We start from the raw sequence: 12,718 nt of genomic DNA, 5'->3' as shown, positions 1-12,718 counted from the left end.
CACACTGGCCGACGTCATCCCGCGCGCCTCGGTGCGCTCGCCCCATCAGCACATCGAGATAGGCGAGCATCCGCTGTTCGGCCGCGTGTTCCGGCTCGATGGCCGCATCATGAGCGCGGAAGCCGACGCGTTCATCCAGCATGAGGTAATGGTCCACCCGATGGCCGTAGCCCATGGCGCCGCCGCCAGCGCGCTGGTGATCGGCGGCGGCGACGGCGGCTCGGCGCGCGAACTGCTGCGGCTGCCGGGAATGCGCGAGGTCGTGATCGCCGAGCTCGATGCCGAGGTCGTGCAGCTGGCGCGGCGCTGGCTGCCGGGCATCCACCACGGCGCCTTCGACGATCCACGCGTGACGCTGGAGATCGGCGACGGACTCGCCGTGATGCAGGCGCTGCGCGATGCCGGCCGCCGCTTCGACTTGGTGGTATTCGACCTGACCGACGCCGACGATGGCAGCCCCGCCACGACGTTGTTCAGAGCGCGCGGCCTGCAGGCGGCGCGCGACTGCCTGGCACCGGACGGGGCGATGTCGCTGCATCTGGGGCCGCCCTTCCACCGCCCGGACACGGCGCAGCTGCTGTGGCGGCGGCTGCGCGACCATTTCCGGCTGGTGCAGCCGATGACGGTGGCGATTCCCGTCTATGGCGCGCTGTGGGCGATCGCGGTGGCCAGCGACACGCTCGACGTGCGGGCCGCCGACCCTGCCATGCTGGCCGCCCGGCTCGCCGACTGGCGGCTCGACGGCGCGCTGCGCTGCTATCACGCCGGCCTGCATGCGGCGTTGTTCGCGCTGCCACGCCACCTGCAATCGCTGTTCGACGGCGGCGCCACATCGACGTGATATGCTCGGCTGACCGCTCCACCGGGGGACTTGCGGCAAGGCAGGCGCGGCGCTCGTCCGGCGTTCGCTTCGCGCGCGATACCCGCCACCGTGGAGCCCGGCGGCCACGCCGCACGGAATCCGGGAGGACACGATCATGACCAAACCTGCCAACACGCCCTGGCTGATTCCCTACCTGACGGTCGGCGACGCACGCCGCGCGCTCGACTTCTACAGCCGCGCCTTCGGCTTCGTGCCCGGCAATGTGGTCGACGAGAACGGCGTGCCGACCCATGCCGAGATGCACTACCACGGCGAGCTGGTCGTGATGTTCGCCCCCGAGGGCGCCTGGGGCAGCACCGCCCGCACGCCGCGCTCGACCGGCTTCGAGTGCCCGCAGACCTTCTACCTGTACTGCGACGATGTCGACACGATGCATGCGCGCGCGGTGGCGGCCGGCGCGATCAGCCTGATGGCCCCGGGCGACCAGTTCTGGGGCGACCGCTATTGCATGGTCGAGGACCTCGACGGCTACCGTTGGGGCTTTGCCCGGCCGCTGGACCAGGCCGTCGCCGCCGCCACCGGCTCGCAGGCCGCCTGACCGTCCGATGCCGGGCCCGCTGCCGCGACGGCGCGCATGATACCCATGTCGCGCCCGCCGCGGCGGGCCCTCCCCGCCTGACCGATTTCCCCTGGATTCAATGCCACCGCGCTTTTACGTCGATCAACCGCTCGCCCCCGATACCCTGCTGCCGCTGCCCGAGGCGGTGGTCCGCCATGTCCAGGTACTGCGCCTGCATCCTGGCGAACCGATCACGCTGTTCGACGGACGCGGCGGCAGCCATGCCGCGACGCTGGTCGACATCGGCAAGCGCAGCGCGACCGCGCAGGTCGGCGCGCGCGACGCCGCCGAATGCGAGCTGCCGTTCCGCGTCACGCTGGCCCAGGGCATTGCCGGCGGCGACAAGATGGACTGGCTGATCGAGAAGGCAGTCGAGCTCGGCGTCGGCGCGATCCAGCCGCTGCAGACCGCGCGCGCGGTGGTGCGGCTCAGCGGCGAACGTGCGCAGAAGCGCCACGCACACTGGCAGGCGCTGGTCACCGCGGCCTGCGAACAATGCGGGCGCAACCGCTTGCCGGCGGTATCGCCGGTGGCTAACTTGGAGTCGTGGCTGGCGGCGATCCCGGCCGATGCGGGACAGCGGCTGCTGGTATCGCCGCGCGCCGAATCGACGCTGGTGGCGCTGGCCCAGGCGCACCGTGACGAATGGATTGCTGGCGGCGTCACGTTGCTGATCGGCCCCGAAGGCGGACTGTCGCCCGAGGAAGAACGCGCCGCGCTGGCGCAAGGTTTCACGGCGGTGTCGCTCGGACCGCGCATCCTGCGCACCGAGACCGCCGGTCTGGCCTGCCTGGCCGCGCTCAATGCGCTGCTGGGCGGATTCTGACGGCACCGCGCCGTCGACCGCTATCGACCGAGCCGGTCCGCAGCATGGCACCGGCCGGTCCGATAAATGAATCAACAACAAGGAGCTGAAGATGGGACTGCTCGATAGTGTGCTTGGCGGCGTGCTCGGCCAAACCAACCCGGCGCAGGCCGGCGAATCCGGCCAGTCCGGCATGAATCCGAAGATGATGCTGGCGCTCGGCCTGCTGGCGATGCTGGCGATGCGCGGCCGTCAAGGCGGCGCGGAAGCGACGCAGGATCCGGGCGGCATGGCCGGCGGCCTGGGCGGCATCCTCGGCGGGCTGGCCGGTGGCGGTGGCGGACTCGATCTCGGCTCGCTGCTGGGCGGCTTGATCGGCGGCCAGGGCGGCGCGGCCGGCGAAGCGCAGACGATCGGCGCGGCGGCCGGCGGCATCGGCGCGCTGCAGCAGATCCTGGCGCAGGCGGGCCTGGGCGAGCAGGTGTCCTCGTGGATCGGCACCGGCCCCAATCAGCCGGTATCGCCGTCGTCGCTGGCCGAGGCGCTGCAGGGCACCGGCGCGCTTGACACGCTGTCGTCGAGCACCGGCCTGTCGCGCGACGATGTCGCGGCGCAGCTCAGCGCCGGCCTGCCGGAGCTGATCGACCAGCTGACGCCGCAGGGCAAGGTGCCGCCGGCCGCCTGATCGGCCTTGCGAAGTGCCGGGACGGCGGCCGCGCCGCTGTCCACGCAAAAAGGCCCGCCGATTGGCGGGCCTTTTCCTTGTGCGGCGGGATCAGTGCGCTCAGGCGAACGAGTAGAACACGCGGAACTGCACGCGGCGCTCGGCCCAGAATTCGGCGGCGTCGCGGAACACGTCGAGCAGCGTCTCGCGCGCTTCCTTGTCGAACTTCTGCGCGCAGGGCAGGCCCTCGAGCACGATGACGAAACCGGGCTGCACGCCGGCCTTGTGAATCATGTCGGTCAGGCAATCGGCCAGCGCATCGAAGTTCTTGCCGAAATGCTTCGGGAACAGGAAGGCGGTGGCGATCGTTTCCAGCACCTCGCCCTTGGTCGTGCAATGGGCGCAATTGGCGTAGAGGAAATGCTGGCCAAGGTCGGCTGCCGCCTGTGCCAGCTCGGGCACGCGGAAGGCGCGGATCGACTGGACGATATTGGGTCGCACGGTCTTGAACAGGTTCAGCGCGGCCTCTCTGCCGCAGGCCACTTCGGCATTGCCGTCCTGCGGCGACGCCGGCGGCAGTTTATTGTGCGCGACCTCGTAGCGGGGCATCATCAGCACACTGTCATAAAGGTTCTGGGCATGTTGTTGAGCCCGCTGCCAGCCATCTCCGGCGCCGCGCTCTTCGCGGGCGGCAAGGGCGTCGCCCAGTCCGAAAATGTCAGTCATCATCTGATTATCCGTTTGAAGCTGTTGTAGTGGTCTTCCGTGTAATAGCAGTCGTTGGCGGCCCGTTGTTCGCCGCCACAGACGATTCGCTTCGCCCCCCGATTGCGGCTGCCTGGACGGGCAACCGTGTATTCACGGTAATAGCCGCGCGGCCGCCGAGGCAGGATCCGCTCGTAGTTGCCGAACCGCGAGCCATCCTTCGCGTACGGGTACGGCCCTCCGGCCTCGATGCGCTGCAGCGTCTGCTGTGCCTCGTTGGGCAGCTGCTGCACTGCAATGGTTCCCAGCGTATCCGGCAGCACCTGCGCGGACTGCTTCGCGTGGGCCGGCTGCGCCAGCGTGGCCGCCATGGCCAGCGCCGCGAGCGTATGCAGGGCGCCGCGCGCAACCCGTTGGAGCGAAGGCTGGACCCGTAGCAGGATCTTGTCGGAGCGCGATGCGCGTTGCGGCAAAGAAGTCGGGGAACCCACGTTGTCTGGTCTGGTGGCGCAGCAATCCAACGCCAAGCGCGGTCAAGGGATCGCCTGCATCGAAGGCGCTAGGTTACGCGCAAGCGGTTAAATAATCAATCCCCGCGCGCCGGCCACGCCGAAAACCTGAATTGTTTCAAGGCGTTAATGGAATGTATGCGCACACTAACTGCCCCTGAAGAGTAATAAAAAAGCCGGGGCATGCCCCGGCTCCTGCACTCGACTGGCGAGGTCTTACCGCTTCGCCGCCGCGTCCACCACCACCAGCGACGTCATGTTGACGATGCGGCGCACGGTAGCCGACGGCGTCAGGATATGCACCGGCGCGTTGACGCCCAGCAGGATCGGGCCGATCGCGACGTTGTTGCCGGCGGCCGTCTTCAGCAGGTTGTAGGCGATATTGGCGGCATCGATGTTCGGGCACACCAGCAGATTCGCTTCGCCCTTGAGCGTGCCGTCCGGCACCAGCTGGTCGCGCAGCTTCTGGTCCAGCGCGCAGTCGCCGTGCATCTCGCCGTCGACCTCCAGCTCCGGCGCGCGCTCGCGCAGGATCGCCAGCGTTTCGCGCATCTTCTGCGCGGACGGCGCTTCCGACGAGCCGAAGTTCGAATGCGACAGCAGCGCGATCTTGGGCTCGATGCCGAAGCGCTTGAGCTCCTCGGCGGCCATGATCGTGATCTCGGCCAGTTGCGGCGCGCTCGGATCGACGTTGACGTGGGTGTCTACCAGGAAGATCTGGCGGCCCGGCAGCACCAGGCCGTTCATCGCCGCATAGACCTCGTTGGTGCCGCCCAGCACCTGGTCGATATAGCGCAGATGCGCGGCGGTATTGCTGACGGTGCCGCAGATCATGCCGTCGGCCTCGCCCTTGTGCACCAGCATCGCGCCGATCAGCGTGGTGCGGCGGCGCATCTCGAGCTTGGCGTACTGCGGCGTCACGCCCTGGCGGGCCATCATCCGGTAGTAGGTGTCGGAGTAGTCGCGGAAGCGCTCGTCGTGCTCGGGGTTGACCACGGTGAAGTCGACGCCCATGCGCAGGCGCAGGCCGAAGCGTTCGATGCGGTGCGTCAGCACGGCCGGCCGGCCGATCAGGATCGGGTTGGCCAGCTTCTCGTCGACGATCACCTGCACCGCGCGCAGCACGCGCTCTTCCTCGCCCTCGGCGAACACGATGCGCTTCTTCTCCATCGCGACCTTGCGGGCGGCCGCGTAGATCGGCTTCATCAGCGTGCCCGAGTGGTAGACGAACTGCTGCAGCTGCAGCTTGTACGCGTCCATGTCCTCGATCGGGCGGGTCGCCACGCCGGAGTCCATCGCCGCCTGCGCCACCGCCGGCGCGACCTTGACGATCAGGCGAGGATCGAAGGGCTTCGGAATCAGGTATTCGGGGCCGAACGACAGATCCTGGATGCCGTAGGCCGTCGCCACGATATCGCTCTGCTCCTGCCGCGCCAGCTCGGCGACGGCGTGCGCGGCGGCGATTTCCATCTGCTTGGTGATGGTCGTCGCGCCCACGTCCAGCGCGCCGCGGAAGATGAACGGGAAGCAAAGGACGTTGTTGACCTGGTTCGGATAGTCGGTGCGGCCGGTGGCGATCACCGCGTCGGGCCGCACTTCCTTGACCTGCTCCGGCATGATTTCCGGATTCGGGTTGGCCAGCGCCAGCACCAGCGGGCGGTCGGCCATCCGCTGCACCATGTCCTGCTTGAGCACGCCGGCGGCCGACAGGCCCAGGAAGATGTCGGCGCCGTCGATGACCTCGGCCAGCTTGCGCTTGTCGGTCTTCTGCGCGAAGCGCGCCTTCTCCGGATCCATCAGCTCGGTGCGGCCCTCGTAGACCACGCCCGCCAGGTCCGTGACCCAGATGTTGGACAGCGGCAGGCCGAGATCAACGAGCAGATCCAGGCAGGCCAGCGCTGCCGCGCCCGCGCCCGAGGCGACCAGCTTGACGTCCTTGATGTCCTTGCCGACCACGCGAAGGCCGTTGATGACCGCCGCGCCGACCACGATCGCGGTGCCGTGCTGGTCGTCGTGGAAGACGGGAATCTTCATCCGCTCGCGCAGCTTGCGCTCGACGTAGAAGCATTCCGGCGCCTTGATGTCCTCGAGGTTGATGCCGCCGAAGGTCGGCTCCAGCGAGGCGATGATCTCGACCAGCTTTTCCGGGTCCTTCTCGTCGATCTCGATATCGAACACGTCGATGCCGGCAAACTTCTTGAACAGGCCTGCCTTGCCTTCCATCACCGGCTTCGAGGCCGCCGGACCGATGTCGCCCAGGCCGAGCACCGCGGTGCCGTTGGTGACCACGCCGACCAGATTGCCGCGCGCGGTATAGCGGAAGGAATTGGCCGGATCGGCGACGATCTCCTCGCAAGCGGCCGCGACGCCCGGCGAATAGGCCAGCGCCAGGTCGCGCTGGTTCGACAGCGGCTTGGTCGGCGTGACCGAGATCTTGCCCGGGGTCGGAAACTCGTGATATTCGAGGGCGGCTTTGCGCAGCGCCTCGCGCTGCTGCTGTTTCAGCTCGTCTTGCGAGATTGCCTGCGAGTTCGGCTGTGAATCGGGCTGCGAAGGACTGGTCATCGGCGCATCTTCCGGTCTGTGGAGCCGTGTTTGACGAAGCGGAAAGCGGTGGGAACACACCCTCGCGGGCCGGCTCCACCTGCCCGCTGTCTCCTGATCGAGCCCCGCATTTTATATTGTGAAATTTTATTTCACAATAAGCGTTTTGCGAGAGGCACCTTTGCGTTTCGGTACAATATGCCGGATGCGGAGGGCACTGACCAGCCGCGCATGCCGTCCGAGGCGTCGTCCGGCGGCCCCGTCACAAGACACCCAGGACTCTCCCGCCTTCTTGCCGCGCCCGCCGGGCGGGTTGCCGAGCCGACTCCAGCATGCCTCCGACCGACCGCGACCCCGCCGCGCAACCTTCCACGCATCCATCCGCGCAGCTATCCGAATTTGAACTGATCCGCCGCTATTTCACCCGGCCTGCCCGCAAGGCGGTGCTCGGCGTCGGCGACGACTGCGCGCTGCTGGACCCGCGCCCGGGACATCTGCTGGCGGTCAGCACCGACATGCTGGTCAGCGGCCGCCATTTCTTCCCCGACGTGCCGCCGCGCGCGCTGGGCCACAAGGCGCTTGCCGTCAATCTGTCCGATCTCGCCGCGATGGGCGCCGAGCCGCGCGCCTTCACGCTGGCGCTGGCGTTGCCCGAGGCCGAGCCGGCGTGGCTGGCCGAGCTTGCCGCCGGCATGCTGGAACTGGCTGACGCGCATGGCTGCGAACTGGTCGGCGGCGACACCACGCGCGGCCCGCTGACGCTGTCGCTGACCGTGTTCGGCGACGTGCCGCGCGCCAGCGCGCTGCGCCGCGACGCGGCCCGGCCGGGGGACGACATCTGGATCTCCGGCACGCTCGGCGACGCGCGGCTGGCGCTCGGCGACTGCCGCGGCGAATGGCTGCTGCCCGAGCCCGACTTCACGCTGGTGCGTCCGCGCATGGACACGCCGACGCCGCGCGTGGCGCTGGGCATGGCGCTGCGCGGGCTGGCCCATGCGGCGCTCGATATCTCGGACGGCCTGATCGGTGATCTCGGCCACATCCTGGAGCGGTCGCAGGCCGGCGCACTGCTCGACGTCGACGCGCTGCCGCGCTCGGAGGTATTGGCCGGCCAGCCGCGCGACTGCCAGCTCGAATGCGTGCTGGCCGGCGGCGACGACTACGAGCTGTGCTTCACCGCCCCGGCCGGCGCGCGCGAGGCGCTGGCGGCCCTGGCCGAGCGGCTGGCGCTGCCGCTGACCCGGGTCGGCACGATCACGGCCGAGCCGGGGCTGCGCCTGGTCGATGCCGGTGGCGAACCCGTCTCCTTCCAGGCCACAAGCTTCGATCATTTCGCCAACCCCTGACAGCGGGACGGCGGCATGTCATGATGCCGCCATGCGGCGGAGCGCCGCGCCCGGCGGCAGCCAGCCGCGCCAGCAGCAGCCAAGCCCCGGCCCGCTCCGACCGCGATAACAAACGAGCCAGATACCTTGATGTCCGCCTACCCTCCCGGTTCGGCGTCGACCGATCCCGCGATGACGCTGGAGGCCGGTCAGACCGCCAAGATCCTGCGCCCGACGGCGCGCTTCATGCTGTCCCATCCGGCGCATTTCATTGCGCTGGGCTTCGGTTCCGGCCTGTCGCCGGTGATGCCCGGCACGGTCGGCACCCTGTACGGGTGGCTGTCCTTCGTCGTCATTTCGCTGTGGGTGCAGCCGTCCGCCTGGCTGTGGATCATCGGCGGCGGCTTCCTGCTGGGCCTGTGGGCCTGCGCACGGACCGCGCGCGCGATGGGCGTGCACGATCACGGCAGCATGGTGTGGGACGAGATCGTGGCGTTCTGGCTGGTGCTGGCCTTCGTGATGCCGACCGGTTTCGGGGGCCAGTTCGCCGCCTTCCTGTGGTTCCGGCTGTTCGACATGGCCAAACCCGCGCCGATCGCCTATTACGACCGCACGCTGAAGGGCCCGGGACTGCGCGGCGGCTTCGGCGTGATGTTCGACGATCTGGTCGCGGCGTTCTACACGCTGCTGGTGTTCGCGCTGTGGCGCTCGTTCTGAGCGCATCCGCGCCGCCGCATCCGCACCGCATCGATTCCCCGCCAGCACGAGAGCCGTCATCATGTCCATCAGCCGCTTGCTCGACCAGCTTGCCGTCCAGGCCGGCATTGCCCTCAAGGAAAAATCGCTGATGGTCGCCACCGCCGAGTCCTGTACCGGCGGCCTGGTGGCGGCCGCGATCACCGACGTCGCGGGTTCGTCCGGCTGGTTCGAACGCGGCTTCGTGACCTACTCGAACGAGGCCAAGAGCACCATGCTCGGCGTGCCGGCCAAGCTGATCCGCGATTACGGCGCGGTCAGCGAGGAAGTCGCCCACGCGATGGCAGAGGGCGCGCTGCTCAACAGCCGCGCCCAGGTGGCGCTGTCGATCACCGGCGTCGCCGGTCCGACCGGCGGCACCCCGGAGAAGCCGGTCGGCATGGTCTGCTTCGGCTGGAGCAACCGCATCGTGACCCGGGTCGAGACCCAGCGCTTCAAGGGCGACCGCCAGCAGATCCGCCGCCAGGCCGCCGAGCATGCGATGCGCGGCCTGCTCGATCTGGTCCGCAACGAGGCCTGAGCGCCTTGGCGCCAGGCCGTCCGTTCAGCCCTGGCGGAAGCGGTTGATCGTATCGCGCGTCTGCAGCGCGGCGCGGCGGGCCGCGGCGGCGAAGTCCTTCTCGCGGCTGGCGTACAGGATCGCCCGCGACGAATTGATCATCATGCCGGTGCCGTCGGCGCTGCGGCCGGCCTTGACGGTGGCCTCGATGTCGCCACCCTGGGCGCCGATGCCCGGAATCAGCAGCGGCATGTCGCCGACCAGCTCGCGCACCTTGGCGATCTCGTTGGGGAACGTCGCGCCGACCACCAGCCCCATCTGCCCGGTGGTATTCCACCGCGCCGCGGCCTGCTCGGCGACCAGCTGATAGATCGGCTTGCCCTCGACCTGCAGGAACTGCACGTCGGAGCCGCCCGGATTCGACGTCCGGCACAGCACGATGACGCCGCGCTCCGGATAGGCCAGATACGGCTCGACCGAATCGAATCCCATGTACGGACTGACCGTGACCGCATCGGCCTGGTAGCGCTCGAACGCCTCGATCGCGTAGTGCTGCGCGGTCGAGCCGATGTCGCCGCGCTTGGCGTCGAGGATCACCGGGATGCCGGGGTGCGCGTCGTGGATATAGTGGATCAGCTGCTCGAGCTGGTCCTCGGCGCGCTGCGAGGCAAAGTAGGCGATCTGCGGCTTGAAGGCGCAGACCAGGTCGGCGGTGGCGTCGACGATCTCGCGGCAGAAGGAAAAGATCGCGCCGCCGGCGCCGGTCAGCGACAGCGGCAGCTTGCCCGGGTCCGGATCGAGCCCGACGCACAGCAGCGAATCGTTGCGCCGCCAGGCCTGGGTCAGCTGCTCGGTGAACGGGACGGGAGGAACGGAAGGACGGGTCATGGATCGCTCGAATGCGTGGCGTCGGGGCCCGGGATGGGCCGCGGCGGACCGTTGGCCATCGTGCCGGCACGCGCAGGCAATCGCGGTGGCCGTCGACGGGCGGGTCGTTGCCGGCAATTTTACCCGTTGCATGCTATCTTCCTTGCGCTTTTCCGACAGACGAAACCAATAGAAAGAGCGGTAACGCACCCGTAGCCGCCTGCCCTCCATGACTCTCGATCGCCGCAACATTGCCCTGCTCGTCGCCCTGACGCTCGCCTGGGGCGTCAACTGGCCCGTGATGAAGATCGGCGTGGCCCATTTCCCGCCGCTCGGTTTCCGCCTGCTGTGCATGGCCGGCGGCCTGGTCGCGCTGGGGCTGGCGCTGCGTGCCAAGGGCATCCCGCTGACGGTGCCGCGCGAGGCCTGGGGCACGGTCTTCAAGCTGGCGCTGCCCAATATGGTGATCTGGCACCTGCTGGCGATCGGCGCGGTCAAGATGCTGTCGTCCGGCCGCGCCGCGATCCTGGGCTACACGATGCCGATCTGGGCGGTGGTCTGGGGGCTGCTGCTGTTTCGCGAGCGGATTTCCGGCTGGGCCTGGGTCGGCATCGGCTGCGCGCTGGCCGGCACGCTGCTGCTGATGTCGAGCGAGTTCGGCACGCTGACCGGCAGCCCGACCGGCACCGTGATGATGCTGGCGGCCGCCGCCGGCTGGGGCTACGGTACCCAGCTGATGAAGCGCACCCCCGTCGATATCCCGCTCGGCACGCTGACCTTCTGGATGCTGGCCGTCGCGCTGCCCTTCCTGCTGGTCGGCACGATGCTGTTCGAGGACGGCTGGCGCATGCCGAACGCGATCGAATGGGCGGCAATCCTGTACAACGCGGTGGTCGTGTTCGCCTTCTGCCATCTGGTCTGGTTCGCGCTCGCCCGTTCGCTGCCGCCGGTGGTGTCGAGCCTGTCGATCATGTTCATCCCGGTGGTCGGCGTGTTCTCGGGCATGTGGCTGCTGGGGGAGCAGCCGCACTGGCAGGACTACGCCGCCATCGTGCTGATGTTCGCCGCGCTGGCCTCGGTGCTGCTGGTGCCGTTGCTGCTGCCGCGGCTGCGCCGGCGCGCCTGAGGCAAGGCCAGCCTGATCCCGGGACGCGGTGACGCTTCATCCAGATTTCACTTAACAAACGCGGTCGCGTTGGGCTACACTCGCGGCCATCCATAATCCCGGAGAAATTACGTGGGCAGTAGCATCGGGTGTTCGAGTTGCCGCGGCAAAGCCGCGACCTCTACGAATGCCATGTCACTGCGGGCTGCGTAACGACGAACCCGTCCGGACCATGCTGGTCGGACGCTCGCCGAACCCGCCCGCAGCACACTGCGGGCGAGTGTTTTTTCCGTACTGCCACCGGCGGCCATCGTTTCAACAGGCCCGCCGCGTTGTTGCGGACTTCCCTCACCCGGCTTGCCAGCCATCAACGGCAAACGCCATCGCCTTGCGCGGCCCGTCCGCGCAGCGCGATCACGCTTGCCTTCGAGCCCGCCATTCGCCGCCGCGAAGGGTGCGGCCCGGCCGTGCCGCAAGCCTGCCTGCCGCTTTTCTTCATCGCACGGCATAAGGAATACCGGGGATGATCAATCTGTTCGTCCTGCAGAAAGGCCGGCTCGCCCAGGAGCAGGTCGACGACCGCAACGAGTTGCTGCAGCACAAGCCCATCTGGATCGATGTCGTCAGCCCCGACGACGAGGAACTGGACTGGATCAAGGAAGCCTACGGCGTGGCCCTGCCCGAGCTCGAGGACCTTGGCGACCTCGAAGCCTCGGCGCGTTATTTCGAGGGCGAGGATGAAAACATCCATATCCGCACCGACTTCCTGCTGGACGAGGACGAGGTCTCGCGCAACGTGCGCGTGGCCTTCGTGCTGACGCGCGACGTGCTGTTCTCCATCCACGACGAGGACCTGCCGGTGTTCCGGCTGGTGCGGCTGCGCGCGCGCATGCGCCCGGGCTCGGTGCGCAACGCCAAGGACGTGCTGATGGATCTGTACGCGACCGACGCCGAATACTCGGCGGACTCGATCGAGGAGATCTACGAACGGCTGGAGGACGCCAGCAAGCGCGTGCTGGCCGAGAACGTGACCGATGCCGCCGCGGCCGACGTGCTCGAGACCATCGCCCGCGAGGAAGACCGCAACGGCCGCATCCGCCGCAACGTGATGGACACCCGGCGCGCGCTGTCCTTCCTGATGCGCAGCCAGCTGCTGTCCGCCGAGCAGCAGGACGAGGCGCGCCAGATCCTGCGCGACATCGACTCGATCGAGAACCACACCGCGTTCCTGTTCGACAAGATCAACTTCCTGATGGACGCGACGGTCGGTTTCATCAACATCAACCAGAACAAGATCATCAAGCTGTTCTCGGTGGTGTCGGTGGCGCTGATGCCGCCGACCCTGATCGCCAGCGTCTACGGCATGAACTTCAAGGTGATGCCCGAGCTCGACTGGGCCGCCGGCTATCCGTGGGCGATCGCGCTGATGGCGGTATCGGCGGCGATTCCGCTGATCTACTTCCGCCGCAAGGGCTGGCTCAGCTGACGCGGCTCAGC

Annotated in this window: 13 protein-coding genes; 9 read left to right on the top strand and 4 right to left on the bottom strand. The window is 68.3% G+C overall.

From position 1 onward, the window contains the following. The first annotated feature begins 31 nt into the window (after window positions 1–31). The 4 genes from M1D55_RS12025 (at window position 32) to M1D55_RS12010 (ending at window position 2,932) form a co-directional block, all read left to right on the top strand. Window positions 32–841 carry a spermine/spermidine synthase domain-containing protein gene (locus tag M1D55_RS12025; RefSeq protein WP_456282258.1) on the top strand — a complete coding sequence of 270 codons (810 nt, stop codon included), beginning with the start codon at window positions 32–34 and terminating at the stop codon, window positions 839–841. Window positions 842–977: 136 nt separating this feature from the next. Beyond that, the gene (locus tag M1D55_RS12020; RefSeq protein ID WP_064577406.1) at window positions 978–1,421 is read left to right on the top strand and encodes a VOC family protein; all 444 of its coding nucleotides are present in this window, start codon (window positions 978–980) and stop codon (window positions 1,419–1,421) included. A gap of 100 nt (window positions 1,422–1,521) precedes the next feature. Further along, window positions 1,522–2,268 (top strand): 16S rRNA (uracil(1498)-N(3))-methyltransferase, encoded by a 747-nt coding sequence (locus tag M1D55_RS12015; RefSeq protein WP_456282257.1) that lies wholly within the window; start codon window positions 1,522–1,524, stop codon window positions 2,266–2,268. 91 nt (window positions 2,269–2,359) lie between these two features. Then, window positions 2,360–2,932, top strand: a complete 573-nt coding sequence (locus M1D55_RS12010; protein WP_456282256.1) for a YidB family protein — start codon at window positions 2,360–2,362, stop codon at window positions 2,930–2,932. Window positions 2,933–3,031: 99 nt separating this feature from the next. On the opposite strand, the gene M1D55_RS12005 is transcribed toward M1D55_RS12010, so the two are convergent. The 3 genes from M1D55_RS12005 to M1D55_RS11995 form a co-directional block, all read right to left on the bottom strand. Next, on the bottom strand, window positions 3,032–3,640 hold the full coding sequence (locus M1D55_RS12005) for a barstar family protein (RefSeq protein WP_006579293.1): 609 nt from the start codon (window positions 3,638–3,640) through the stop codon (window positions 3,032–3,034). Then, window positions 3,637–3,987, bottom strand: a complete 351-nt coding sequence (locus M1D55_RS12000) for a ribonuclease domain-containing protein (protein ID WP_456282698.1) — start codon at window positions 3,985–3,987, stop codon at window positions 3,637–3,639. The genes M1D55_RS12005 and M1D55_RS12000 overlap by 4 nt, the downstream gene beginning before the upstream one ends. A 354-nt stretch (window positions 3,988–4,341) precedes the next feature. Continuing rightward, window positions 4,342–6,690: an NADP-dependent malic enzyme gene (locus M1D55_RS11995; protein ID WP_043439473.1), complete on the bottom strand. Its 2,349-nt coding sequence runs from the start codon at window positions 6,688–6,690 to the stop codon at window positions 4,342–4,344. A gap of 311 nt (window positions 6,691–7,001) precedes the next feature. Here M1D55_RS11995 and thiL point away from each other — a divergent pair, with 311 nt between their 5' ends. The 3 genes from thiL to M1D55_RS11980 all read left to right on the top strand — a co-directional run bounded on the left by thiL (window position 7,002) and on the right by M1D55_RS11980 (window position 9,270). Beyond that, a complete protein-coding gene (gene thiL, locus M1D55_RS11990; protein WP_456282255.1) occupies window positions 7,002–8,015 on the top strand; it encodes a thiamine-phosphate kinase in 1,014 nt (337 codons plus the stop codon). A gap of 129 nt (window positions 8,016–8,144) precedes the next feature. Next, complete coding sequence (locus M1D55_RS11985) at window positions 8,145–8,711, top strand: phosphatidylglycerophosphatase A family protein (protein ID WP_456282254.1); 567 nt, start codon at window positions 8,145–8,147, stop codon at window positions 8,709–8,711. 61 nt (window positions 8,712–8,772) lie between these two features. After that, window positions 8,773–9,270, top strand: a complete 498-nt coding sequence (locus M1D55_RS11980; protein ID WP_006577338.1) for a CinA family protein — start codon at window positions 8,773–8,775, stop codon at window positions 9,268–9,270. 24 nt (window positions 9,271–9,294) lie between these two features. Here the strand turns inward: M1D55_RS11980 and pyrF are convergent, their stop codons facing one another. Beyond that, a complete protein-coding gene (gene pyrF, locus M1D55_RS11975) occupies window positions 9,295–10,137 on the bottom strand; it encodes an orotidine-5'-phosphate decarboxylase (RefSeq protein ID WP_064577392.1) in 843 nt (280 codons plus the stop codon). A 208-nt stretch (window positions 10,138–10,345) separates the two neighbouring features. Between pyrF and M1D55_RS11970 the strand changes: the two genes are divergently transcribed. Together M1D55_RS11970 and corA are read left to right on the top strand one after the other, a co-directional pair. Then, window positions 10,346–11,242 (top strand): DMT family transporter, encoded by an 897-nt coding sequence (locus tag M1D55_RS11970; protein ID WP_456282253.1) that lies wholly within the window; start codon window positions 10,346–10,348, stop codon window positions 11,240–11,242. A gap of 502 nt (window positions 11,243–11,744) precedes the next feature. Then, window positions 11,745–12,707, top strand: a complete 963-nt coding sequence (gene corA, locus M1D55_RS11965) for a magnesium/cobalt transporter CorA (protein ID WP_006577335.1) — start codon at window positions 11,745–11,747, stop codon at window positions 12,705–12,707. Window positions 12,708–12,718: the final 11 nt, after the last annotated feature.

The organism is Cupriavidus sp. JZ107 (genome assembly GCF_053903255.1).
This window is presented reverse-complemented; position numbering and strand designations above follow the sequence as displayed.